Raw genomic sequence first — 21,409 nt, 5'->3', positions numbered from 1 at the left:
GCATGGCGGCACGGGTGTGTAGGCGAGGGCGAAGAGGCGACATGGAACCGCCAAAGGCGCCGCCGGTTGCACCGGAGCCGACGCGCATTGGGCGCGGGGCGCCAGGATAAACCCCATGACCGACACTCCCCGAGACGCCGAAACCCCCCAATTCGAGACTGATGAGATCAAAACCACCCAAGCCCGCGAACAGGGGCTGGGCTTGGGTGAGCGTGAGCTACAGGCACAGCGTGATCCCGGCGTTGAAGACTTCGATGACGAGATCGACACCGACGAGGGTGTGGAGCGCAACACCGCCGTCCAGGGTCAGCAGCCCGAGACGAACGACCCGCAGATCTGAGCTGGAACAGGCGCGCCGGACCCGGGGTCGGCGCGCCTCGTCTCATCAATCGTCGAAATGGCCCATCAGGGCGAGCGCGCCGACGGCCGTGAGGACGCCGAGCGCGAAGGCGCCGATGATCGAACCGGTGGCCACGGCCGTCGACACCGTCATCGGCCGCGCCTCGTACCACTCGACGATGTCGGCCTCGTCCAGATCGTCGTCGTCGTACAGAGCTTCTTCGGCGCCCATGGCGGTTCCTCGCGATTGCATCGCCTCCTGAAATCCCCGGCAAGCGCGGCGGTTCCGGCCCCGTGGTGACAGGCCGCCGAGGCTGCGCTAGACCCCGCGCCCACCGACACTCCTAGACGTCCGCGGGATTCCATGGCTGGCCATTCCAAGTTCAAGAACATCATGCACCGCAAGGGTCGCGCCGACGCCGCGCGCTCCAAGCTGTTCTCCAAGCTGTCGCGCGACATCACCGTGGCGGCGAAGTCGGGCATGCCCGACCCGGCGATGAACCCGCGCCTGCGCCTGGCGGTCAACAACGCCAAGGCCGAGAGCTTGCCCAAGGACGTCATCCAGCGGGCCATCAATAAGGCGACTTCGGGCGACGCCGATACGATGGAGGAAATCCGCTACGAGGGGCGTGGCCCCGGCGGCGTCGGCATCATCGTCGAGGCCCTGACCGACAACCGCAATCGCGCCGGATCCAACATCCGCGCCGCCTTCTCCAAGAACGGCGGGCAGCTGGGCGAGATGAACTCAGTCGCCTTCATGTGGGACCGTGTCGGCAAGATCATCTATCCCGCCGAAGCGGGCAGCGAGGACGCCATCATGGAGGCCGCCATCGAGGCGGGCGCCCAGGACGTCGAGAGCGATCTGGAAAAACCGGACATCTACGAAGACGCGCCGGGTCACACGATCTGGACCGCCTTCGAGGACCTGAACGAGGTGGCCGAGGCCATGTCCAAGGTTCTGGGCGATCCCAAGTCCACAGCCATCGTGTGGAAGCCGCAGTCGGACGTTCCGGTGACCGGCGACGCCGTCGGCACCCTGTTCAAGCTGCTCGACGCGCTGGACGCCGAAGACGACGTGTCGTCGGTCTACTCCAATGAGGACGTCTCGGACGAGGACGCGGCCAAGTACGCGGGCTGATCGCGCTCAGCAGTCCTCGGCGGTCCAGTCCAGGTCGGGCTCCTCGGCGCGCAACCGCGCCAGGATGGGGATCCTCCCGTCGGCGTCCACCGTCAGGCGATTGAAACCCCGGCCTTGCGGCGGCCGCGCCACGGTGATGGCGAAGGCTGTGTGGTCGCGGCGCTCCACGCGATAGACGGAGGCGGGCTCGGCGCCGCCGTGGCAGGCCACCGGGGTGACACCCGCGCCCTCGGCGCGGAGAGCCTCGACCACATCCAGATTTGCGCCGGACGAACGGACGCGAAGTCGGCCGCGCGGGCTGGCGAGAACATCGATGGACAGATCGCCCAGCATGCCGCTGCGCACCGCATCCTCGGCGCGGGGCGCGTTCCAGTCGATCTGGCTCATCCGCGCCGAGATCGTATTGGGATCGACGCCCGGCGCGTCGCCGCCGCGAAACAACGCCAGCAGGGAGCGAGCGAGAGGGCGGGCCGCCTCGACGTCTGACCATCGGGCGTCGCAAGCCGCGCGAGCGGCGTTCCGGTCGGATTGGGTCGCGGTTTCCAGGCAGCGCGCCGTGAAACCTGCCTGGGGCGTGTCCGGTGAGGCGACGGCGCCAACGGCGGGAGGCGCGGGTTCGGTCGGCGCAGGCGCTCGATCGCAGGCGGTCAGGGCGACCAGGGCGGCGATAGTCAGGCTCAGCGAGTGGATCGGACGCGCCATGCCCGCACTGTGCCTCGTCGCGCGCCGTGCGACAATCGACGCCGGGTGGCGGCCGGAACATCCGCATACGGCCAACCGTTGCCGTGGCGATGACCGGCAATGACCTGAACACCCTGACCCTGCCTGAGCTGTGGCCGATGATCGGCGCCATCATCGCCGGCGGCTTGATCGGCCTGGAGCGGGAATGGCGCGGCCGGGCGGCTGGCTTTCGCACCCACATCCTGGTTTGCCTGGCCTCGGCCCTGTTGATGCAGGCGGCGATGAGTCAGGCGGACTGGGCCTTTCGCGCCCTGCCGGACGAGAACATCGTCACTGATCCGACGCGCATGGCGCACGGTATCCTGACCGGCATCGGCTTCCTGTGCGCCGGCGTGATCTTCCGCACCGGGTTTTCGATCCACGGGCTGACCACGGCGGCGAGCGTCTGGGTGACGTCGTCGCTCGGTATTCTGTTCGGGGCCGGGATGTACGCGCTGGGCGCCTTGGGGACGGTGGTGACGGCCCTGATTCTGGTCGGCCTGCGGCTGATCAGCGTGCGGCTGCCCGCCCGACAGGTGATTGACGCGGAGGCGAGCTGGTCGCGTGAAGGCGACTCGCCCCTGGCCGAGGTTCGTGAGGCTCTATGCGAGCTGGATCCCCATCCGACCGCCACCCGCATGGCCCTGGCCGATGATGGCCGGATCGTCAGCCATACCTGGAAGCTGAAGGTCGCGGGCGACGGCGATCTGCAGCGTCTGGCCGATCGGCTGGCCGCCATCCCCTCGGTCACCGGCTACACCCTGGCGCCGCGCGACGACTGAGCCGGTCATTGTTCGCTAACCCTCTTTGGGGCAGAAGGGAACGGATGGCGAACACTCTGATTCCAAGCGGGGCGAGCCGCATCCTCGGCCTCGACCCCGGCCTGAGGCGCACCGGCTGGGGTGTGATCGCCTGCGAGGGCTCGCGTCTGCGCTGGATCGCGCACGGGGTGGTGGCGCCGGACGAGCGCGCCCCCTTCGCCCAGCGGCTGCTGCATCTGATGGAGGCGCTGGCTGAGATCTGCGTCGCCCATGCCTGCGACGAGGCGGCGGTGGAGGAAGTGTTCGTCAACATGAACCCGTCCTCGACCCTGAAACTGGGCCACGCCCGGGCGGCGGTGATGCTGGCCCCGGCGAAGTGCGGGCTCAGCGTGGCGGAATATGCGCCCAATCTGATCAAGAAGGCCGTGGTCGGGGCCGGTCACGCCGACAAGAGCCAGATCGCCTTCATGGTGCGCAGGCTGCTGCCCCAAGCCGGAGAGGTGACGGCGGACGCCGCTGACGCCCTGGCCGTGGCGATCACCCATGCGAATTTGCGGCGCTCCCGGGGCATGGCGGCATGATCGGGCGGTTGCGCGGGGTGCTGGTCGAGGTGGGGGAGGGCGACTGCCTGATCGACTGCGGCGGCGTCGGCTATGTGGTGGTGTGCGGGGCGCGCACGTTGCAGCGACTGCCGGCGCCGGGCGACGAGGCCACCCTGCATGTCGAGAGCCAGTGGAGCCAGGACAACGGCCCGCGCCTGTACGGCTTCCTGACCCGCGACGAGCGCCGCGCCTTCACCCAGCTTCTGGCCATTCAGGGCGTGGGCCCGAAGGCGGCGCTGAGCGTGCTGGACGTGCTGCCGCCCGGCGAGCTGGCCCAGGCCGTGGCGCGCGAGGACAAGGCGGCGGTCGGCCGCGCCAACGGCGTGGGGCCGAAACTGGCGCTGCGCATCGTCACCGAACTGAAGGACAAGCCCATCGGCGACGGGACGTTCTCGCCGACCGCGCCGGGCGTCCACACCGAGGTCGCGCCCCCGGCGCCCAGCATCACGGGCGAGGCGGTGTCGGCGCTGCTGGGGCTGGGCGTGCCGGAAGCCAATGCTCGCCGGGCGGTGGATCATGCGCTGATGAGGCTCGGCGACGACGCCGACCTCTCGGCCGTGATCCGCGCCGGCTTGCAGGAGCTGGGGCGGTGAGGGCGACGGCATGACCGACGACCGCATCGTCTCCGGCGAATCGGCTCCGGGCGAGACTTATGACCGCGCGTTGAGGCCCCAGACCCTGGCCGATTTCGTCGGCCAGCCGCAGGCCAAGGCCAATCTCAAGGTATTCATCGAGGCCGCGCGCGGGCGGGGCGAGGCGCTGGACCATGTGCTGCTGTTCGGACCGCCGGGACTGGGCAAGACGACCCTGGCCCAGATCGTGGCGCGTGAGCTGGGCGTCGGGTTTCGGGCCACGTCCGGGCCGATCCTGGCCAAGGCCGGCGACCTGGCGGCGATCCTGACCAATCTGGAGCCGCGCGACGTCCTGTTCATCGACGAGATTCACCGGCTGGCCCCGGCGGTGGAGGAGATCCTCTATCCGGCCATGGAGGACCATGTGCTGGACCTGATCATCGGCGAGGGGCCGTCGGCGCGGTCGGTGCGGATCGACCTGGCGCCCTTCACCCTGGTCGGGGCGACGACGCGGGCGGGCCTGTTGGCCACGCCATTGAGGGACCGGTTCGGCATTCCCCTGAGGCTGGAGTTCTATTCGGCCGAGGAGCTGGTGCGGGTCATCACCGGCACGGCGCGCAAGATGGGCGCGGCGATCAATGACGAGGGCGCGACCGAGATCGCCGGGCGCTCGCGGGGAACGCCGCGCGTGGCCGGCCGCCTGCTTCGCCGGGTGCGCGATTTCGCCGACGCGGAAGGCGCGGCCGTGATCGACCGCGTGGTCGCCGCCCGCGCGCTGAGCCGGCTGGAGATCGACGAGGCCGGTCTGGACGCCAACGACCGCCGCTTCCTCAAGGCCCTGATCGAGAACTATGGCGGCGGGCCAGTGGGCATGGACACCCTGGCGGCGGCGATCGCCGAGGCCCGCGACGCCGTCGAGGACGTGATCGAGCCCTATCTGCTGCAACAAGGCTTCATCCAGCGCACCCCGCGCGGCCGCATGGCCTGTGCCCGGGCCTACGAACACCTGGGCCTGACCGCCCCGCCTCAACCGGCGCGAGACGGCGATCTTTTCGCTGGAAAGTAGGGTTTCGCGGATCGGCGAAGCCCGGCATGCTGCCTCGGCGGACATCCGACGAGGGAGCCATGAGCGCGCGACGCATTCGGACCGAGCGGATGATCGCCGTGCTGGGCGCGGCGGTGCTGATGCTGGGCGGGCTGGTGCTTTGGCGGGTCGCCTCGGATGACGCCGTGGGGCCGATAGGCGAGGCGGGTTCGACGCGGGTGCTGCGTCAGGCGCGTGAGCAGCTGGGGCCGCGCGCCGAGGTTCGACTGCTGGAGGCCGGGGCAGGCCGAACCTTGTGCGGCTATGTCGGCGTGAGAGGACAGCGGGAGGCGCAGGGTTTCGTGTCGCGCCCGAACCGCATGCTGTTGGCCAACGACCCTTTGCCGGACGAGTTCAACGCCATGGTGCGCAGCGACTGCCCCAGTTTCCCGGCGCCGCCCAAGAACGCGGCGGGAGCGGCGTCTTGAGCGATCAGCCGACCGCTGGAGGGTTCGACGGCCAGGACCATCTGCTGCCGGTCCGGGTCTATTACGAGGACACCGACTTCACCGGCCTGGTCTATCACGGCAGCTATGTGCGGTTCTTCGAGCGCGGGCGTTCGGATTTCCTGAGGGCCGTCGGTATCGGCCACGCTGAGCTACTGGCCGGCGATCAGCCGATGGCCTTCGTGCTGGCGACGCTGAACCTGACCTATCTGAAGCCCGCCCGGATCGACGACGCCCTGATCGTGCGGACCCGTTATCGCGCCATCAAGGGACCGCGCCTGCTGATCGACCAGGTCATCGAGCGCGGCGGGGAAGCGCTGTGCCGCGCCGAGGTCACCGCCGTCTGCATCCATCTGGACGGCCGTCCGCGACGGCCGACGCGGGCTTTGGTCGCGGCGGTCAAGCCATGGCTGACGGAGACGTGACCGGGCTTGCGGCGAAGCTGGGGCGTGGTTAACCCACCGGCGGCCTCCCCGCCCTACTATCGCCACGGGCGGCCGGTCTCACAGTCCCGCTAGCCCCGCGATTCCCGTTCTCCCTGACGAGGCCCCGATGGTCGAACCCGCCGCCGCCCATTCGCTGCTGAACCCGATCACCCTGTTCATGACGGCCGATATCGTCGTGAAGCTGGTGATGATCGGCCTGGTCATCGCCTCCCTGTGGTCCTGGGCGGTGATCTTGGACAAGTCGGTGCGGTTCTTCGGCTTGAACCGGGAAGCCAACGAGTTCGAACGCGCCATCGGTTCGGGACGGTCGCTGGAGGAGATCGCGGCCCAGGCCGGGCCGGATCCGGCGCACCCCTTGCCGCGCATGCTGGTGCTGGCGCTGTCGGAGTGGAAGGAGACCCGGGCGCGAGGGCCCCTGACCGACACGCAGTCGAACCTGCTGATCTCGCGCATCGATCGCTCGCTGGACGCCCTGATCGCGCGCGAAAGCCAACGCATCGAGAACGGTCTGGGCGTTCTGTCGGTGGTCGCCACCGCCTCGCCCTTCATCGGCCTGTTCGGCACGGTGTGGGGCATCATGAACGCCTTTTCCGCCATCGCCTCGGCCGGCAACACCAATCTGACGACCGTGGCGCCGGCCATCGCCGAGGCCCTGTTCGCCACGGCCATCGGTCTGGCGGCGGCGATCCCGGCCTATATGGCCTACAACAAGTTCTCGATCGACGCGGGCAAGTTCACGGGCCGGCTCGAGAGCTTCGCCGACGACCTTCAATCCGCCGTGGCGCGGCGTCTGGGCAGCCCGAACGCGGCGCCGCCTCCGCCCCCGCCGCCATCCGACTTCCAGCTGAACCGGAGCTACTAGGCCATGGCGCTCGGAGGCGGGGCCGCGGGCGGCGGCCATGTGCGCGGCCGCAGACGTCCCAAGAAGCGGCCGCTCAGCGAGATCAATGTCACGCCGCTGGTCGATGTGATGCTGGTGCTGCTGATCATCTTCATGATCTCGGCGCCGCTGCTGACCGTCGGCGTGCCGGTCGAGCTGCCTCAGACGGACGCGTCCGCCATCGAGACGGACAATGAGCCGATCAGCGTCTCGATCGACCGGATCGGCACCATCTTCGTCGGCGAGAGCGAGACCAGCTACGACGACCTAATCGGCCGTGTTTCGGCCGACGGCGGCGACAACGCCACCGACCGGCCGGTGTTCGTGCGCGCCGACGGGGCCGCGCCCTATCAGGCGGTGGCGCGGGTGATGGCGCGGCTCTCGGCGGCGGGCTTCACCAAGATGAACCTGGTCACCGACACGGCCCCGACGGGCGAAGGCGGTCTGCGCGGAGCGACCGGCTGATCCATGGCGAAGCGGGGCCTGGCCACGGCGGGATCGATCGCGCTGCACGGCGCCCTGATCGGGCTCGCCCTGTTGTCATGGCCGTCGGAAGACGAGCGCCAGGAGCTGAAGATTTCCTCCGTGCCGGTGTCGATCGTCTCGGATGTCGAGATCGCCGCCGCGCCCGCCGACAATCCGGCTGACGAGGTGGTCGAGGCCGAAACCGTGCCCGACCCGGCCCCGACGCCGCCCGAACCCACGCCGCCGGAGCCGACCCCCGCGCCGCGCCCCACGCCCACCCCCGCGCGCAAGACCGCGCCCGCGCCGACACCCACGCCGCGACCGGCCGAGAAGGCGCGTCCGACCCCACCGCGGCCCCAGCCTCGCCCCACGCCGCCTCGCCAGGAGACGCCGCCCCGCAAGGCCGCGCCGCGCGAGGATCCCGGTCTCGACCTCGGCTCCCTCGCCGGGCCGCCCCGCAAGGCCCCGCCGCGCGAGGCGACCGGCGATCGGGGGGCCGGGCAGGCGGCGCGGGCGACGGGGGCGCAGATCACTGCGATCTTCAATCAGGTTTACCCCAACTGGAACATCGGCCCGACCTGTGATGTGCCGGGCGGGAACGAACTTCGGATCGTGATGGATGTGACCCTTTCGCCTACCGGAAGAATCACGTCGGGTCCGACGCTGGTGTCACCGCGATCCGACGGGGTTTACCGCGCTGCCGCCGACGAGGCGATCCGGGCGTTGCGCCGCACGGCGCCCTTCAATGTGCCGTCAGACTTCCCCGGCGGCGCATACCGACCAACTTTCAACACTGAGCGCGCTTGCGCCAATCGTTGACGAAGATTTGACCGCTGCGCTCCGTGCGGATCGGCACATGTGGCATGCCGCCCGGGATCCGCAGCAGTCATCGAGTTCACCCCAAAGTCGCCCCAATGACCCGCAAGGTCTAGGCTGGCCTTCGGGGAGCCGTCTGGCGATAAGACCGTTTCGACCTCGCTTTCCATCGGGAGATATTCATGCGCCTGAACCGACTGCTCGCCGGCGTCGCCGTTGCGTCGCTGACGCCGCTGATCGCTCAGGCTCAGACACCGCCGCCGCCAGCGACCTCAGGGCCGCCAGTCGAGGTCGAGATCTCCGAAGGCGTGCTGCGCCCTTACCAGATCGCCATCGCGCCGTTCTCGGGGCCGAACGGGTCGCAGATCTCCGAGGTGATCTCGGGCAACCTGCGCCGCTCCGGCTTTTTCGAGCCGATCAATCCGGCCAGCTTCATCGAGACCGGCCTGACGGTTCAGAACCAGCCGAACTTCCCCCTGTGGACCAACATCGGCGCCCAGGCAGTGCTTTACGGCTCGGCCGAGCAGGGGCCGGATGGGCGTACGCGGGTGGGGTTCCGCCTCTATGATCCCTATCGCCAGTGCCAGCTGGTCGGCTTCAGCTTCACCGCCACGGGGGAGAACTGGCGCCGGGTCGCGCACAAGATTTCCGATGTCGTCTATCAGCGCCTGACCGGCGAGCCCGGCTATTTCGACACCCGCGTGGTCTTCACCATCGAGGGCGGGGAGGGCGAGGACCGCACCAGCCGCCTGGCGATCATGGATCAGGACGGCTACAGCCCGACGCCGCTGAGCCAGGATTCCAACGAGCTGATCCTGACGCCCCGCTTCTCGTCGAATTCGAACGAGATCACCTATGTGGCGCTGGGACCGGACTATTCGCGCATCTATCTGCTGAACCTGAACACCGGCCGGCGCGAGAGCCTGGGCGAGTTCGAGGGCCAATTGCTGGCGCCGCGCTTCTCGCCCGACGGATCCAAGATCGCCTTTTCCATCATTCGCGGCGGCAACACCGACGTCTATGTGATGGACCTGCGCTCGCGTCAGCTCTCGCGCCTGACCTCGGACCCCGGCATCGACACCTCGCCGTCGTTCAGCCCGGACGGCTCCCAACTGGTCTTCACCTCGGATCGCTCCGGCACGGCGAGGCTCTATGTGATGCGCTCCGACGGCTCGGGCCAGCGGCCGATCTCGCGCGGTGGCGGCAGCTACACCGCCCCGGCCTGGAGCCCCAGCGGCAATCTGATCGCCTTCACCAAGCAGCAGGGCGGCCGTTTCCACATCGGGGTGATGGACTCCGGCGGCGGCGGCGAGCGCATCCTGTCGTCCAGCTATTTCGAGGAGGGTCCGTCGTGGGCCCCTAATGGCCGCTACATCATGTTCGCGCGTCAGGAGCGCGGTGGGGGAACCCGGCTCTGGACCGTGGATGTCACCGGACGCGTCGTAGGCCAGGCGGCGTATGCCGGCTCGGCCGGCGACCCCAGCTGGTCGCCGCTGCTGGACCCGCCCCCGGCCAATCTGGGTCTGGGCCAGAGCCCGGATTCCTGCCCCAGCTGACCTGTGTTCGATCACGGACGGAGCCGAAACGGTCAAGACTGCGTTATCGGGACTGGCGGCCCGCCGGCGGCCTGATATCGAGCATCTACAGCCAAGCTTCCTGACTGGAGAGTCACCAAGATGATCACCCGCTCCAAGATTTTCGCCCTGACCACCGTCGGCGTCGCGGTTCTGGCCATGTCCGCCTGCACCCGCTCCCGTCCCGAGGCCGACGATGGCGTGGTGACGCCGCCGCCGTCGACCCAGCCGACAGGCCCGACGGCGCCCTCCGGCCCCGTGACCGCCGACCCCATGGGTCCCGCGCAACCGGGCTCGGTTCGCGACTTCGTGGCCACCGCCGGCGACCGCATCTATTTCGAGCTGGACAGCTATCAGGTCAGCCCCGAGGCCGGCCAGCGCCTGGCGACCCAGGCCCAGTGGCTGCAGCGCTACCCCAACGTCGCGGTGCGGATAGAGGGCAACGCCGACGAACGCGGCACGCGTGAGTACAACCTCGCCCTGGGCGCCCGCCGCGCCGAGGCCGTGCGCCAGTATCTCGTCGAGCGCGGCGTCGCGCCGAACCGGATCAACACCATCTCCTATGGCAAGGAGCGTCCGATCGCGACGGGCGGCGGCGAGGACGCCTGGGCCCGCAACCGCAACGCCCACACCGCCATCGTGTCCGGCGCGCCTCAGTAAGGTCGACCGAGCCGAAATCAGGGGCCGCGTCTCGCACGCGGCCCCTTTTTCGTGCGCGCGGCCTGTGACATTCGGATTGCGGAACAGCAGCGCTCGGGGGAGTCGGCATGGAGATCGAAGGCGCGGGCGCGGCGGTGACGGCGGGGCTGGCGGCGGGAGCCCTGGAGCGACCGGCAGGCGCGGCGGGCGAGGCCGGTCACGGTCTCTGCAGCGACTGCGGTCATGCGGTCGAGGGCAACTTCTGTTCGAACTGCGGTCAGCCGACCCACGTGCACCGCTCGCTGCTGCATCTGGTCGAGGAGTTGCTGCACGGCGTGATGCATTTCGATGGGCGGGTGTGGCGCACCCTGCCGCTGCTGGTGCTCAACCCCGGACGTCTCACCCGTGAGTGGGTGCACGGAAAGCGGGCCCGCTATGTGTCGCCGTTGGCGATCTTTCTGTTCACCATCTTCCTGATGTTCTTCGGGCTGAGCTTTGCGCCGCCGGTGACCCTGAATCAGGGCGTGTCGGCCGAGGTCGCCGCCGATGTCGAGCGGGAATTCATCGCCGGGATGAAGTCGGCTGGAGAAGCGGAAGGCGCGGCGGCCGTCGCCGTCGGCCCCCGCAAGGACGGTCTGCAACCGGACAGCTGGCAGGCCCAACTGATGGACCAGATGCGCGCCTCGGACACCAGCGGCCATTTCGAGAAGACCGTCGGCTACAAGATGATGAAGAAACTGGGGAATCCGGACCTGGCGATCTACAAACTCCAGCAGACCCTGTACAAGTTCGCCTTTCTGCTGGTGCCCCTTTCGGTGCCGTTTGTGGCGCTGCTGTTCCTGTGGAGACGGGGCTGGACGCTCTACGACCACGGCGTCTTCGTGCTCTACTCCCTGACGTTCATGGCCATGCTGTCGATGGCCGTCTTCATCCTGTGGCGAATCAACGGCTGGCTGGGCGGCACGGCTATGATGGCCAGCTGGTTCATCGCGCCCGCCCACATGTTCGCGCAGTTGAAGGGGGCCTATTCGCTGTCGGTGTTCTCGGCCCTGTGGCGGACGGTGTTCCTGCTGGTCTTCTGCAGCATCGTTCTGGGCCTGTTCATCACCGCCATTCTCTTGTTGGGACTAGGGGTCTGACGCCTTGCGGCGGCCCCGATTCGATGGGAGTTCTGAGACCATGAAGATCGATCCCGCCTCGCTGCTGTCCTCCCGCCGCCGTCGCCGCGCCGCTCTCCTGGCGGCGGTCGGCGTTGCCCTGTCCGCCGGGGCCGTCGTCGCCCAGCAGATGCCGCCGCCGCCCGCCATCGAGTGGACGCCGCGTCGCCTCGATCAGCTGGATCGCAATGTCCGGCGGCTGGAACGCGCGGTGACGCAGAGAAACGCGGCCGGCGATCCCGTGCTGATCCAGACCGATCCCGAAGTGATCACCCTTCAGGCCCGCGTCGACGGCCTGGATCGCCGGCTGCGAGACATCGAGGCGACGATGCAGCGGGTCAACGCCGACAATGAGCGGCTGACCTTCGCCCTGGACGAGTCCCAGCGTGACAACGAGGCGATGCGGGGACTGTTGACGAACGCGGACGAGCGGCTGACCCGTCTCGAAGCCGCGCTCAAGGCCCAGGCCGAGCTGAACGCGCCGATCGAGCCCAACTCGGCCAGCGGCAATGCCGAGGACGACTTTGCCGCGGCCCAGCGGCTGACCGCGTCCGGCGACGCGGCGCGGGCGCTGCGCGCCTGGGAGACCTTCGTCATCACCTGGCCGGAAGAAGATCAGGCGGCTGAGGCCAATTACCGCCTTGGCGACGCCCGCTGGCAGGCCGAGGACGCCGAGGGCGCGGTCCAGGCCTACGCCACCTCGCTGAGAGGCTGGCCGCAGACACGCTGGGCGGCCGATGCGGTGATCAAGCTGGCGACCGCGCTGGAGGCGTCGGACCGGGCGCCGCAGGCCTGTCAGGCCCTGACCGAATTCGGCCGCCGTTACGCCGAGGACGCCACCACCGCCCAGCGCAGCCGCGCCGGCCAGGTGTCCGACCGGGCGGAGTGCGACTAACCGTTGATCCGCTGGCGGCCGGGGTCGCCGCGCGCCTCGACGCCCGCTTGGCGGGGAGCGATCGACCGGTGGCCCTGGCCCTGTCCGGCGGCGGCGATTCCATGGCGCTGCTCCACCTGACGGCCGGCTGGGCCAGAGCACGTGGCCGCCGGATCGTGGCGTTCACCGTCGATCACGGGCTCCATTCCCAAAGCAGCGCCTGGACCGCCTTTGCCGGCGAAGCCGCGTGCCGTCTGGGCCTCGACTGGCGCGCGCTGGAATGGCGGGGTGAAAAGCCCCGCACGGGCATTTCCGCCAAGGCGCGCCACGCCAGGCATGCGCTCCTGGCCGGGGCGGCGCGGGAGGCAGGCGCGACCGTGCTGATGATGGCCCATACCGCCGACGACATCGCCGAGGCGGACTGGATGCGCGCGCGCGGTTCGACCCTGGGCCGTCTTTCGGAATGGTCGCCGGCTCCGGTATGGCCCGAGGGGCGCGACGTGATGCTGTTGCGGCCCTTGCTGGGCATCCGGCGTGAGCGGTTGCGCGGTTGGCTGCGAGACCGCCGGCTTCGCTGGATTGATGACCCGGCCAACGTCGATCCCGCCAGCGCCCGTGCTCGGGCGCGGCTCGACCTGGCGGGACGCGGCGAGGTGGAGGCCGCGCCGGCGCCATCGGGCCCTCGGTCTCTGGCCAGCGAAACTGAAGCCTTTGCGGGAATCGTCCGTTTGCCGCGCCATGTGGGCACCGCCGATCTGGCCGCCGCCGCGGTCTCGGTCGGGGGAGGGGAGAAGACGCCGCGCGGAGATCGATTGGCGGGCATTCTGTCGCAGTTGGGCGCAGGCGGCGGTGTCGTCGCGACCTTGGCCGGAGCCCGCATCGAGGCGACGTCCGAGGGGCTGATCCTCAGCCGGGTGGCCGGTCGCGGCGGCATTGCGACCGCGACCTTGCTCGCCGGAGACCGGGTCGTCTGGGACGGCCGTTACGAGCTTCTCGCCGAGCGATCAGACCTGTCGGTCACGCCGCTCGCCGGCAAGGCGGCCCATCTCTCGGCCCAGGACCGCGCCTGGGTCCGCACGCTGCCGTCTGCCGCGCGTCCCACGTTGCCCGTCCTGATCGGGGACGGGCTCGAGCGTCCGGTTCTTGCAGGACGCCTTGCGCGCGTGCGCTGTTTGGTCCCGGGTCGCTACACAAGGGCCGTGGGCGGAACGTCGCAGGCGAGCGATCTGGAGGCTCCGGCCATTGGCGAAATGGCCCCGGACTCTCTATCTCGCTAAACTGAAACGACCGCGTCGCGCCGATCCTGGCCGCGTCGCCTGACAGAGGACCGCGATGAACCTTCGCAACCTGGCCATCTTCGGCGCCATCCTGATGGCCCTGGCCGCGCTCTACACGGTGATGCCGGGAGCCCAGTCCATGGGCAAGTCCGGGGCGGCCTCTTCCGCGCGGCCCGCCGAAATCTCCTATTCGGAGCTCATGCAGAAGGTGACGGCCGGTGAGGTCGAGTCGGTCAACATTCGCCGTGACAAGATCGAGGGCGCGCTCAGCGACGAGACGACCTTCAAGTCGATCGTGCCGGCGGGCACTACCGATCTGGCCGACCGGCTGAATCAGGCCGGGGTCGAGGTTGAAGCCCAGTCGGCCGACGCGCCGTGGTGGACCGGGCTGTTGTCCACCCTGCTCCTGTTCGCGCTGATCATCGGCTTCTGGCTGTTCATCATGAACCGCATGCAGGGCGGCGCCCGGGGCGCCATGGGCTTCGGCAAGTCCAAGGCCAAGCTGCTGACCGAGCACAAGGGCCGGAAGACCTTCGAGGATGTCGCCGGGGTGGACGAAGCCAAGGAGGAGCTGTCCGAGATCGTCGACTTCCTGAAGGACCCCGGCAAGTTCCAGCGCCTGGGCGGCAAGATTCCGAAGGGCGCGCTGCTGGTGGGCCCGCCGGGGACCGGCAAGACGCTGCTGGCCCGCGCCGTGGCGGGGGAGGCGGGCGTGCCCTTCTTCTCCATCTCGGGCTCGGACTTCGTCGAGATGTTTGTCGGCGTCGGCGCCAGCCGTGTGCGCGACATGTTCGAACAGGCCAAGAAGAACGCGCCCTGCATCATCTTCATCGATGAGATCGACGCCGTCGGCCGCCATCGCGGCGCAGGCCTCGGCGGCGGCAACGACGAACGCGAGCAGACCCTGAACCAGTTGCTGGTCGAGATGGACGGCTTCGAGGCCAATGAGGGTATCATCCTGATCGCCGCCACCAACCGTCCGGACGTGCTGGACCCGGCCCTGCTGCGTCCCGGCCGTTTCGACCGCCAGGTCGTGGTGCCGAACCCCGACGTTTCGGGCCGGGAGAAGATTCTGCGCGTCCACATGAAGGACGTGCCCCTGGCCGCCGACGTCAGTGTGCGCACCATCGCCCGCGGCACGCCCGGCTTCTCGGGCGCCGACCTGGCCAACCTGGTCAATGAGGCGGCCCTGATGGCGGCCCGCAAGGACCGCCGCATGGTCACCCATCGAGACTTCGAGGACGCCAAGGACAAGGTGCTGATGGGCTCGGAGCGGCGCTCCATGGCGATGAACGAGGAAGAAAAGCGCCTGACCGCCTATCATGAGGGCGGACACGCCATCGTCGCCCTGAACGTCAAGATGGCCGACCCGGTGCACAAGGCCACCATCGTGCCGCGCGGCCAGGCTCTGGGCATGGTCATGCAGCTGCCCGAGGGCGATCGCTACTCGATGAAGTACCAGCAGATGGTCGATCGCATCGCCATCATGGCCGGGGGCCGCGTGGCCGAGGAGCTGATCTTCGGCAAGGAGAATATTACCTCGGGCGCCTCATCGGACATCCAGCAGGCGTCCAAGCTGGCCCGCCGCATGGTGACCCAGTGGGGCTTCTCTGATGTCCTGGGCACCGTCGCCTATGGCGAGAATGAGCAGGAGGTGTTCCTGGGCCACTCGGTGGCGCGCAGCCAGAACGTTTCCGAAGAGACCGCCCGGATCATCGACAACGAGGTCAAGCGCCTGGTCACCTCCGGATGGGACGAGGCGCGCAAGATTCTGACCGACAAGGCCGAGGACCTGGAGAAGCTGGCCCAGGCTCTGCTCGAGTACGAGACGCTGTCAGGCGAGGAGATCAAGGACCTGCTGGAGAAGGGCGTGGCGCCGAACCGCGACGAGAACAACTTCCCCAACGCCGGCCCCTCGGTCGCCGTGCCGGTGACCCCGGTGTCGGACGGCGTGACGGTGGAGCAGCCGACCGTTCACTGACGCTCGGCCTCGCCCCTTGGACGCCATGCCGGCCTTCGCGGTAAGAGGTCATTAACCACGTCGCCCCGACCCTATGTGGGTCGGGGCGACTCGCGTTCCGAAAGGACTGTCCATGCAGACCCGCAATCCCTTTCTCGACGAAGTCTCCAAACTGACCACCGGCGCCATGGGTCTGGCACAGGCGGCGGGGGAGGAGGCCAAATCAGCCTGGCGGGCCCAAACCGATCGCATGGCCGCCGAACTGGACCTGATCCGCCGCGACGAGTTCGAGGCGCTGAAGGCTGAGATCGCCGCCTTGCGCGCCGAGATCGCCGAACTGAAATCGGCGAAGACCCCGGTTCGATCGCCCCGCGCGCGAGCGTCCACAATGGACGTTCCCCCTCAGGACGCAGGCGGTTGAGCCGAATCCGCGAACACGCCTACCGTCTCCTCACAGGGCGTGAGTCGCGCCCGGAGAGCGCTTACCGATGAACACCGCCCACGACGAGCTGGATCTGCCGATGGACCCGCTGGAGGTCGTCGAACACGTCCTGACGGCGGAAAACCTACCCTTCGACCGGACCGAGGACGGCGACCTGGCCTTCGCCCTGGCCGGTGACTGGAAGGACTACGAGCTGTGGTTCGCCTGGAGGCCGGAAGGTGACTGCCTGCAGCTGTGCTGCTCGCTGGACCTACAGGCGACGCAGGCATCTCGGCTCGGCGCTTGCGACCTGGCCTCGATGATCAACCAGCGCGTCTGGATGGGGCATTTCGAGGTCTGGGCCGAGGACGGCGAGATTGTCTTCCGCCACGCCCTGGCCCTGCCGCACGGCGAGCGGCCTACCCTGGCCCAGGCGGCCTCCATGATTGATGCGGCGGTGGACGCCGTCGACCGCTTCTATCCCGCCTTCGACTTCATGCTGCGCGGCGCCGCCAGCGCAAGTGACGCCATCGAGGCCTGCCTGTTTGAGACCCGCGGCAACGCCTGAATTTCGCTCGGGGGTGGTCGATCTGACGCGCCGATCGCGTTAGACCCCCGCACATGTTTCCAACAACTCTCCTGATCGGATGCGGACGCCTGGGCGGCGCCTTGGTGCGCGGCTGGCTGTCGAAAGGCATCGATCCCGCCCGCCTCATCGTCGCGGAAAGCCACCCGACGCCCGACGCGGACCGCGCGCGCAAGGCAGGCGCGGAAGTCGTCGACTCCGCCTCGGAAGCCGCAGCGGACACTGTCGTCCTGGCGGTCAAGCCCAAGGTTTGGCGCGAAGCGGTCGAGGCGCTCAGCGGCAAGCCGGCGGGGACGCTGATTTCCCTGATGGCCGGAGTCCGCGCCGCCGATATCGCCAAGGCCCTGCCGGGCTGGCGGATTGTGCGGGTGATGCCGACCACCGGGATCGGCGTGGGTCGCGGCGCCGCCGCCTGGTGGTCGCAGGCCGATGGGGTGGCGGACACGGTCGACGCCGTCCTGGGCTCCGTCTCGTCGCTGGTCCGGCTGGAGGACGAGGCCGACATCGACATCGCCACGGCGATCTCGGGCTCGGGGCAGGGTTATGTGTTCGCCTTCGCCAAGGCGCTGGCCGAAGCTGGCGAGCGCGCCGGCCTGGCCCCGGACATCGCCACCGGTCTGGCGCGCGCCACCCTGATGTCGGGATCGGCCGTCATGGAGGCCGACGACCGCGACCTCGAGACGCTGATCGGGGAGGTCGCCTCGCCGGGCGGAACGACCCAAGCTGGCCTCGACGCCATGGAGCAGGCCGGCATGCCCGGCGCCGTCAACGCCGCGGTCGCGGCGGCGCTGGCCAAGGCGCGGGAACTGGCCGGCGGCTAGAGCCGTCCGTCGGCCAGGCGGCGCGCGAACCCGTCGAAGGCGCGATCGGCGTCGTGCCAGGTCGAGGCCCCGATCACCCACTCGATGCTGGGCGAGAAATAGTCGTACTGGATAGGTTGCACGCTGCCGTCTGCGGCGATCACCTCGCCCTCGATGGCGGCGCCGCCGATCGAGCGGCTCTCGTGGAGGGATAGACCGGGCCGGTCGGTCAGCTGCTGAAACGTCGGTCGATTGGGCTTCAGGTCTGACAGCACCAGCCGGACCGTGGTCCCCTGCAGCGCACCGGTGCGTCCCAGCTGTTCGCGCACGGTCTGGACCAGTTCGACGGCCTGCTGCTCCACCTCCCGGACCCCAAGGTCCTTCTCGGCGCGCTCCGCCAGCCTGGGGGACAGAGTGACCACGACCTCGGGTGGCTGGGCCTGGGCGGCGCCGGCGGCCAGGCTGGACAGGGCGGCGGCGAGGAGGAGAGGGCGCATGGCAAGTCTCACGTCTGGATGATACGGAAAGGCTCCGCCTCCGGACATGAACCTAAGCTGACTGATCGCTTAGGACACTCTGCAAGGCGTCGCGGACCGCCTGCTCGGTGAAGGGCTTCTGCAGCACGGGGCGACCGCGCCACTCATCCGGCAGACCGCCTTCGCCATAGCCCGTCGAAAACACGAAAGGCACGCCTCGCGCGCTCAGCGCCTCGGCGACCGGGAAGACTGGCTTGCCGGCGACGTTCACGTCCAGAAGGGCGGCGTCGAGATCGGGCTCGCCGGTGGCGGCGGCCACACCTTCCTCGACTGTCGAGGCGGGCCCCACCGGAGTGGCGCCCATGTCCTCAAGGATGGTCTCCAGCAACATGGCGACCAGCGACTCATCCTCGACGACGAGAACGCGGCGGCCTTCCAGGGTGTCAGTCATCGGGCGAGCTCCAGATTCGGCGCGTCGTGGTCCTGAGGAAAGGCGATCTCGGCGACGAAGCCCTCCGGCGGATAGCGCAGCCTGGCCTCGCCCGCCAGATCGTGCCGCGCATTGCGCTGGATCAGTCGGCTGCCGAAGCCCAGGCGCTCCGGCTCCTGAACCGCGGGACCGCCAACCTCGCGCCAGGTCAGGGTGATCCGGCCATCGCGCGGATCGAACCGCCAGTCCACATCGACCCGCCCCTCACCGCTGCTGAGGGCGCCGTACTTGACCGAATTCGTCGCCAGTTCGTGCGCGATCATTCCGAGCGACAGCGCCGCGGCGGGTCGAAGTTCGACGTGAGGCCCGTTCAGCGAGACCCTTGACGGCCCATGGGCGCTGGCCTCGTGGTCAAAGACGCTGCGAATGTCGGACCCCTGCCAGTGGCTGCGCGTCAGCAGATTGTGGGTGTGGGACAGGGCGACGATCCGCGCCTGGAAGCTGCGGGCGAACTCGATGGGGTCGGGGTGGCTGCGCGCGGTCTGCACCGCGATCGATTGAACCGTGGCCAGCGTGTTCTTCACCCGGTGATTCAGCTCGTCGATCATCAGCTTCTGATGCCGGGACGCCTCAACGGTCTGAGTCGCGTCGTGGCCCTGCACGAAGATGCCCACGACCTTGCCCGCGGCATCGCGGATCGGCTGATAGACAAAGTTGAGAAACAGGCTCTCGGGCGATCCCTGCGGCGTGTGCTGAAGTTCGACCTTCATCTCGCGGCCCTCGAACGGCTCGCCAGTGACGAACACATTGTCCAGCAACTCGTAGAAGGGTTGGTTCTCCAGCTCCGGCAGGGCGTCGCGGATCGGCAGGCCGACAACGTCGCGGTCGCCGACCAGCCGGCGATAGGCCGGATTGACCATCTCGAAGACATGATCCGGTCCGCCCAGAACGGCCATGAAGCCCGGGGCCTGGGTGAACAGTGAGATCAGTCGCACGCGCTCGTCGGCCAGAGCCTCGGCCTGGGCCTGCACCTTCTTCGCGCGCTCCAGAACCCGTCCGCCCACGATGGCGTCGATGGCCGTCCCGTTGCGGGGGGGCTCGGGCGTGGTTGTGTCACCCAACCGCGCAAGATCTGTGACGTCGCTGGTGTGCTGAAGGATAAAGCGGATCCGGCCGGCGTCGTCTGTGATCGGCGCGTGGGTGGCGCTCCAGAACCGGCGCTCCTGCTCCCCGCCGGGGCCCATCTCGACCCGATACTCAATAAGCGCCAGATGGTCGCGCTCCCCGGTCTCGAGCACCCGCTCCATCGAGGCGCGAAGCTGACGCACGCTCTCGGCCCCGGCATCGCCGCCGCCGCCGTCAAACGCCTCGAACATGTCGCGACCGATCAGGTCGTCGCGATCCCTGCCCGTAACATCCAGATAGGCGCGGTTCATCCCCGCGATCCGAAGATCGGGCGTCAGCACGATATAGGCATTGGGCGAGGCGTCGAAGGCCTGGCCCACGTTCAATTCTTCGCCGAGGTGCCGCACGATTCCCCCTCTGTGACGCCGGACAACGCATATCGGCTGATTCCGCTCCCGGACATTTTTCAGCCAGGCCATTCAGTGTGGCGCCGAGGTCGCGGTGGCGCCCGAGAATGGATGAGGTCAGCGCTGTCAGGCCGTAATTCCGCCGGTTTTCGGCCCCGACCCGCTTGCGACCCGCCGAAAGAGCATGGCATGTAACCGATTACATCGACCCGGACGGACTGGCGACAAGCCGGCCGTGACCGAGCGGTGAGGGAGGTATGGGCCTTGGCGACCACAGTGTCACCACTTCGCCGTCCGGGGGGCGTCCGCTGAAACCGGCGACCATCAGAGATGTGGCGAGCCGCGCGGCCGTGTCGGTCGCCTCGGTGTCGCGCGTGCTGAACGGCGCGGGGCCGGTTGCGCTGGAGACGCGGGATCGCGTCATGGAGGCGGTGCGCGAGCTGTCCTATGTGCCGCACAGCGGGGCGCGCAGCCTGTCCATGCGCCGGACCGACACGGTCGGCGTGATCCTGCCCGACCTGCACGGCGAATTCTTCTCCGAACTGATCCGCGGCCTGGATCGCGCGGCGCGCGAGCGTGGGCTGCATCTGCTGGTGTCCAGCTCCCACGACGACGAGGCCGAGGTCGAAGCGGCGCTCGGCTCCATGCGCGGGCGGGTCGATGGAATCATCATCATGTCGCCGCACCTGGACCCGGCCTCCGTGGCCGGAGGCATGGCGCGCAGCGTCCCGGTGGTGGCGCTCAGCGGCGACGGCGGTCGTGGCGATGTCGCCGGTATCGGGATCGACAACGCCGGCGGCGCCCGCGCCATGACGGCGCATCTGGTCGAGGGGGGCGCCCGCCGGGTGGCCCATATTCGCGGACCCAGCGGTCACAGCGAGGCCGAGGCCCGCATGGCCGGCTATGCGGCGGCCGTCGCCGAGGCCGGCCAGCCGCCGATGGTCGAGACCGGAGACTTCACCCAGGCATCGGGCTATCGCGCCATGCACGCCCTGCTGGAGCGGCGCGCGCGTCCGGACGCGGTGTTCGCAGCCAACGACACCATGGCCATCGGCGCGCTCCTGGCCATCCGCGAGGCGGGTCTGCGCCTGCCAGAGGATATCGCTCTGGGCGGGTTCGACGACGTGCCGATGGCCGCATTGCTGCGCCCCGCCCTGACCACCATGCGGATCAGCATCGCCGAGCTGGGCGAACGGGCCCTGGCCCGCCTGGCCGGCGCCATCCAGTCACGACGCGCGGCGGCCCCGGCCGACCCCGAGGTCGAGATCGTGCGACCCCTGCTGGTCGTGCGGCAATCCACTTTCAATCATCGTCAGGGCGAAGGGCAGAGCCCGGCGTCGTTTTCGCAGGAGAGGCAAGATGCATAGGAACAAGAGCGACGCGAGGCGTCCGGCGTGGGTGGCGGGCGCGTCCG

26 protein-coding genes are annotated in these 21,409 nt (G+C 69.0%); 21 read left to right on the top strand and 5 right to left on the bottom strand.

Going from position 1 to position 21,409, the window contains the following annotated elements:
• Window positions 1-115 precede the first annotated feature (115 nt).
• The gene (locus tag EES48_RS06670) at window positions 116-340 is read left to right on the top strand and encodes a hypothetical protein (protein ID WP_122465578.1); all 225 of its coding nucleotides are present in this window, start codon (window positions 116-118) and stop codon (window positions 338-340) included.
• Window positions 341-385: 45 nt separating this feature from the next.
• On the opposite strand, the gene EES48_RS06665 is transcribed toward EES48_RS06670, so the two are convergent.
• Window positions 386-592 carry a hypothetical protein gene (locus EES48_RS06665; protein ID WP_240623247.1) on the bottom strand — a complete coding sequence of 69 codons (207 nt, stop codon included), beginning with the start codon at window positions 590-592 and terminating at the stop codon, window positions 386-388.
• A gap of 111 nt (window positions 593-703) precedes the next feature.
• Here EES48_RS06665 and EES48_RS06660 point away from each other — a divergent pair, with 111 nt between their 5' ends.
• Window positions 704-1,477 (top strand): YebC/PmpR family DNA-binding transcriptional regulator, encoded by a 774-nt coding sequence (locus tag EES48_RS06660; RefSeq protein WP_122465576.1) that lies wholly within the window; start codon window positions 704-706, stop codon window positions 1,475-1,477.
• A gap of 6 nt (window positions 1,478-1,483) precedes the next feature.
• Here EES48_RS06660 and EES48_RS06655 read toward each other — a convergent pair whose 3' ends face one another.
• Window positions 1,484-2,179 (bottom strand): hypothetical protein, encoded by a 696-nt coding sequence (locus tag EES48_RS06655; protein WP_122465575.1) that lies wholly within the window; start codon window positions 2,177-2,179, stop codon window positions 1,484-1,486.
• A gap of 89 nt (window positions 2,180-2,268) precedes the next feature.
• On the opposite strand from EES48_RS06655, the gene EES48_RS06650 reads away from it, so the two are divergent.
• From EES48_RS06650 to proC, 18 genes are all read left to right on the top strand, one after another.
• Window positions 2,269-2,979, top strand: a complete 711-nt coding sequence (locus tag EES48_RS06650) for an MgtC/SapB family protein (RefSeq protein WP_122465574.1) — start codon at window positions 2,269-2,271, stop codon at window positions 2,977-2,979.
• Window positions 2,980-3,023: 44 nt separating this feature from the next.
• Window positions 3,024-3,539: a crossover junction endodeoxyribonuclease RuvC gene (gene ruvC / locus EES48_RS06645; protein ID WP_122465573.1), complete on the top strand. Its 516-nt coding sequence runs from the start codon at window positions 3,024-3,026 to the stop codon at window positions 3,537-3,539.
• Entirely contained in the window at window positions 3,536-4,153 is a 618-nt protein-coding gene (gene ruvA, locus EES48_RS06640) for a Holliday junction branch migration protein RuvA (protein WP_122465572.1), read from the top strand. Before ruvC ends, ruvA begins: the two co-directional genes overlap by 4 nt.
• A gap of 10 nt (window positions 4,154-4,163) precedes the next feature.
• Window positions 4,164-5,198 carry a Holliday junction branch migration DNA helicase RuvB gene (ruvB, locus tag EES48_RS06635; RefSeq protein ID WP_122465571.1) on the top strand — a complete coding sequence of 345 codons (1,035 nt, stop codon included), beginning with the start codon at window positions 4,164-4,166 and terminating at the stop codon, window positions 5,196-5,198.
• 59 nt (window positions 5,199-5,257) lie between these two features.
• Window positions 5,258-5,644: a hypothetical protein gene (locus EES48_RS06630; protein ID WP_122465732.1), complete on the top strand. Its 387-nt coding sequence runs from the start codon at window positions 5,258-5,260 to the stop codon at window positions 5,642-5,644.
• Entirely contained in the window at window positions 5,641-6,087 is a 447-nt protein-coding gene (locus tag EES48_RS06625; RefSeq protein WP_122465570.1) for a YbgC/FadM family acyl-CoA thioesterase, read from the top strand. The genes EES48_RS06630 and EES48_RS06625 overlap by 4 nt, the downstream gene beginning before the upstream one ends.
• A gap of 127 nt (window positions 6,088-6,214) precedes the next feature.
• A complete protein-coding gene (tolQ, locus tag EES48_RS06620) occupies window positions 6,215-6,970 on the top strand; it encodes a protein TolQ (protein WP_122465569.1) in 756 nt (251 codons plus the stop codon).
• A 3-nt stretch (window positions 6,971-6,973) separates the two neighbouring features.
• The gene (locus tag EES48_RS06615) at window positions 6,974-7,453 is read left to right on the top strand and encodes an ExbD/TolR family protein (protein ID WP_122465568.1); all 480 of its coding nucleotides are present in this window, start codon (window positions 6,974-6,976) and stop codon (window positions 7,451-7,453) included.
• Window positions 7,454-7,456: 3 nt separating this feature from the next.
• Window positions 7,457-8,272: a hypothetical protein gene (locus EES48_RS14810; protein WP_162998052.1), complete on the top strand. Its 816-nt coding sequence runs from the start codon at window positions 7,457-7,459 to the stop codon at window positions 8,270-8,272.
• A gap of 179 nt (window positions 8,273-8,451) precedes the next feature.
• Window positions 8,452-9,825, top strand: a complete 1,374-nt coding sequence (gene tolB / locus EES48_RS06605; protein ID WP_122465567.1) for a Tol-Pal system beta propeller repeat protein TolB — start codon at window positions 8,452-8,454, stop codon at window positions 9,823-9,825.
• Window positions 9,826-9,948: 123 nt separating this feature from the next.
• Window positions 9,949-10,503 carry a peptidoglycan-associated lipoprotein Pal gene (gene pal, locus EES48_RS06600; protein ID WP_122465731.1) on the top strand — a complete coding sequence of 185 codons (555 nt, stop codon included), beginning with the start codon at window positions 9,949-9,951 and terminating at the stop codon, window positions 10,501-10,503.
• 107 nt (window positions 10,504-10,610) lie between these two features.
• Window positions 10,611-11,621: a DUF3667 domain-containing protein gene (locus EES48_RS06595; protein ID WP_122465566.1), complete on the top strand. Its 1,011-nt coding sequence runs from the start codon at window positions 10,611-10,613 to the stop codon at window positions 11,619-11,621.
• Between the two features lie 40 nt (window positions 11,622-11,661).
• A complete protein-coding gene (locus tag EES48_RS06590; RefSeq protein WP_122465565.1) occupies window positions 11,662-12,534 on the top strand; it encodes a tol-pal system YbgF family protein in 873 nt (290 codons plus the stop codon).
• Complete coding sequence (gene tilS / locus EES48_RS06585; protein ID WP_122465564.1) at window positions 12,525-13,790, top strand: tRNA lysidine(34) synthetase TilS; 1,266 nt, start codon at window positions 12,525-12,527, stop codon at window positions 13,788-13,790. Before EES48_RS06590 ends, tilS begins: the two co-directional genes overlap by 10 nt.
• Before the next feature lie 55 nt (window positions 13,791-13,845).
• The gene (ftsH, locus tag EES48_RS06580) at window positions 13,846-15,771 is read left to right on the top strand and encodes an ATP-dependent zinc metalloprotease FtsH (protein WP_122465563.1); all 1,926 of its coding nucleotides are present in this window, start codon (window positions 13,846-13,848) and stop codon (window positions 15,769-15,771) included.
• A gap of 112 nt (window positions 15,772-15,883) precedes the next feature.
• Window positions 15,884-16,171: an accessory factor UbiK family protein gene (locus EES48_RS06575; RefSeq protein ID WP_122465562.1), complete on the top strand. Its 288-nt coding sequence runs from the start codon at window positions 15,884-15,886 to the stop codon at window positions 16,169-16,171.
• Between the two features lie 67 nt (window positions 16,172-16,238).
• A complete protein-coding gene (locus EES48_RS06570) occupies window positions 16,239-16,739 on the top strand; it encodes a type III secretion system chaperone family protein (protein WP_122465561.1) in 501 nt (166 codons plus the stop codon).
• 53 nt (window positions 16,740-16,792) lie between these two features.
• Window positions 16,793-17,578, top strand: a complete 786-nt coding sequence (gene proC, locus EES48_RS06565; protein ID WP_122465560.1) for a pyrroline-5-carboxylate reductase — start codon at window positions 16,793-16,795, stop codon at window positions 17,576-17,578.
• Here the strand turns inward: proC and EES48_RS06560 are convergent.
• From EES48_RS06560 to EES48_RS06550, 3 genes are read right to left on the bottom strand one after another with little or no spacing between them, the layout of a single operon-like run.
• Window positions 17,575-18,054, bottom strand: coding sequence for a hypothetical protein (locus tag EES48_RS06560; protein ID WP_122465559.1), 480 nt, complete (start codon window positions 18,052-18,054; stop codon window positions 17,575-17,577). The genes proC and EES48_RS06560 overlap by 4 nt on opposite strands.
• 52 nt (window positions 18,055-18,106) lie before the next feature.
• Window positions 18,107-18,484, bottom strand: a complete 378-nt coding sequence (locus tag EES48_RS06555; RefSeq protein ID WP_122465558.1) for a response regulator — start codon at window positions 18,482-18,484, stop codon at window positions 18,107-18,109.
• A complete protein-coding gene (locus EES48_RS06550) occupies window positions 18,481-19,995 on the bottom strand; it encodes a sensor histidine kinase (RefSeq protein WP_240623246.1) in 1,515 nt (504 codons plus the stop codon). Before EES48_RS06550 ends, EES48_RS06555 begins: the two co-directional genes overlap by 4 nt.
• Before the next feature lie 332 nt (window positions 19,996-20,327).
• Here EES48_RS06550 and EES48_RS06545 point away from each other — a divergent pair, with 332 nt between their 5' ends.
• The gene (locus tag EES48_RS06545) at window positions 20,328-21,362 is read left to right on the top strand and encodes a LacI family DNA-binding transcriptional regulator (RefSeq protein WP_240623245.1); all 1,035 of its coding nucleotides are present in this window, start codon (window positions 20,328-20,330) and stop codon (window positions 21,360-21,362) included.
• Window positions 21,363-21,409 lie beyond the last annotated feature (47 nt).

This window comes from Brevundimonas lutea (assembly GCF_003704105.1).
In the GTDB taxonomy this organism is placed as follows: Bacteria; Pseudomonadota; Alphaproteobacteria; order Caulobacterales; family Caulobacteraceae; genus Brevundimonas; species Brevundimonas lutea.
This window is presented reverse-complemented; position numbering and strand designations above follow the sequence as displayed.

What these genes read in the sequence shown, in the direction of transcription:
- EES48_RS06670 (WP_122465578.1), top strand. Translation starts at nt 116, where the DNA reads ATGACCGACACTCCCCGAGACGCCGAAACCCCCCAATTCGAGACTGAT.
- EES48_RS06665 (WP_240623247.1), bottom strand. Translation starts at nt 592, where the DNA reads ATGCAATCGCGAGGAACCGCCATGGGCGCCGAAGAAGCTCTGTACGAC.
- EES48_RS06660 (WP_122465576.1), top strand. Translation starts at nt 704, where the DNA reads ATGGCTGGCCATTCCAAGTTCAAGAACATCATGCACCGCAAGGGTCGC.
- EES48_RS06655 (WP_122465575.1), bottom strand. Translation starts at nt 2,179, where the DNA reads ATGGCGCGTCCGATCCACTCGCTGAGCCTGACTATCGCCGCCCTGGTC.
- EES48_RS06650 (WP_122465574.1), top strand. Translation starts at nt 2,269, where the DNA reads ATGACCGGCAATGACCTGAACACCCTGACCCTGCCTGAGCTGTGGCCG.
- ruvC (WP_122465573.1), top strand. Translation starts at nt 3,024, where the DNA reads ATGGCGAACACTCTGATTCCAAGCGGGGCGAGCCGCATCCTCGGCCTC.
- ruvA (WP_122465572.1), top strand. Translation starts at nt 3,536, where the DNA reads ATGATCGGGCGGTTGCGCGGGGTGCTGGTCGAGGTGGGGGAGGGCGAC.
- ruvB (WP_122465571.1), top strand. Translation starts at nt 4,164, where the DNA reads ATGACCGACGACCGCATCGTCTCCGGCGAATCGGCTCCGGGCGAGACT.
- EES48_RS06630 (WP_122465732.1), top strand. Translation starts at nt 5,258, where the DNA reads ATGAGCGCGCGACGCATTCGGACCGAGCGGATGATCGCCGTGCTGGGC.
- tolQ (WP_122465569.1), top strand. Translation starts at nt 6,215, where the DNA reads ATGGTCGAACCCGCCGCCGCCCATTCGCTGCTGAACCCGATCACCCTG.
- EES48_RS06615 (WP_122465568.1), top strand. Translation starts at nt 6,974, where the DNA reads ATGGCGCTCGGAGGCGGGGCCGCGGGCGGCGGCCATGTGCGCGGCCGC.
- EES48_RS14810 (WP_162998052.1), top strand. Translation starts at nt 7,457, where the DNA reads ATGGCGAAGCGGGGCCTGGCCACGGCGGGATCGATCGCGCTGCACGGC.
- tolB (WP_122465567.1), top strand. Translation starts at nt 8,452, where the DNA reads ATGCGCCTGAACCGACTGCTCGCCGGCGTCGCCGTTGCGTCGCTGACG.
- EES48_RS06595 (WP_122465566.1), top strand. Translation starts at nt 10,611, where the DNA reads ATGGAGATCGAAGGCGCGGGCGCGGCGGTGACGGCGGGGCTGGCGGCG.
- EES48_RS06590 (WP_122465565.1), top strand. Translation starts at nt 11,662, where the DNA reads ATGAAGATCGATCCCGCCTCGCTGCTGTCCTCCCGCCGCCGTCGCCGC.
- ftsH (WP_122465563.1), top strand. Translation starts at nt 13,846, where the DNA reads ATGAACCTTCGCAACCTGGCCATCTTCGGCGCCATCCTGATGGCCCTG.
- EES48_RS06575 (WP_122465562.1), top strand. Translation starts at nt 15,884, where the DNA reads ATGCAGACCCGCAATCCCTTTCTCGACGAAGTCTCCAAACTGACCACC.
- EES48_RS06570 (WP_122465561.1), top strand. Translation starts at nt 16,239, where the DNA reads ATGAACACCGCCCACGACGAGCTGGATCTGCCGATGGACCCGCTGGAG.
- proC (WP_122465560.1), top strand. Translation starts at nt 16,793, where the DNA reads ATGTTTCCAACAACTCTCCTGATCGGATGCGGACGCCTGGGCGGCGCC.
- EES48_RS06560 (WP_122465559.1), bottom strand. Translation starts at nt 18,054, where the DNA reads ATGCGCCCTCTCCTCCTCGCCGCCGCCCTGTCCAGCCTGGCCGCCGGC.
- EES48_RS06555 (WP_122465558.1), bottom strand. Translation starts at nt 18,484, where the DNA reads ATGACTGACACCCTGGAAGGCCGCCGCGTTCTCGTCGTCGAGGATGAG.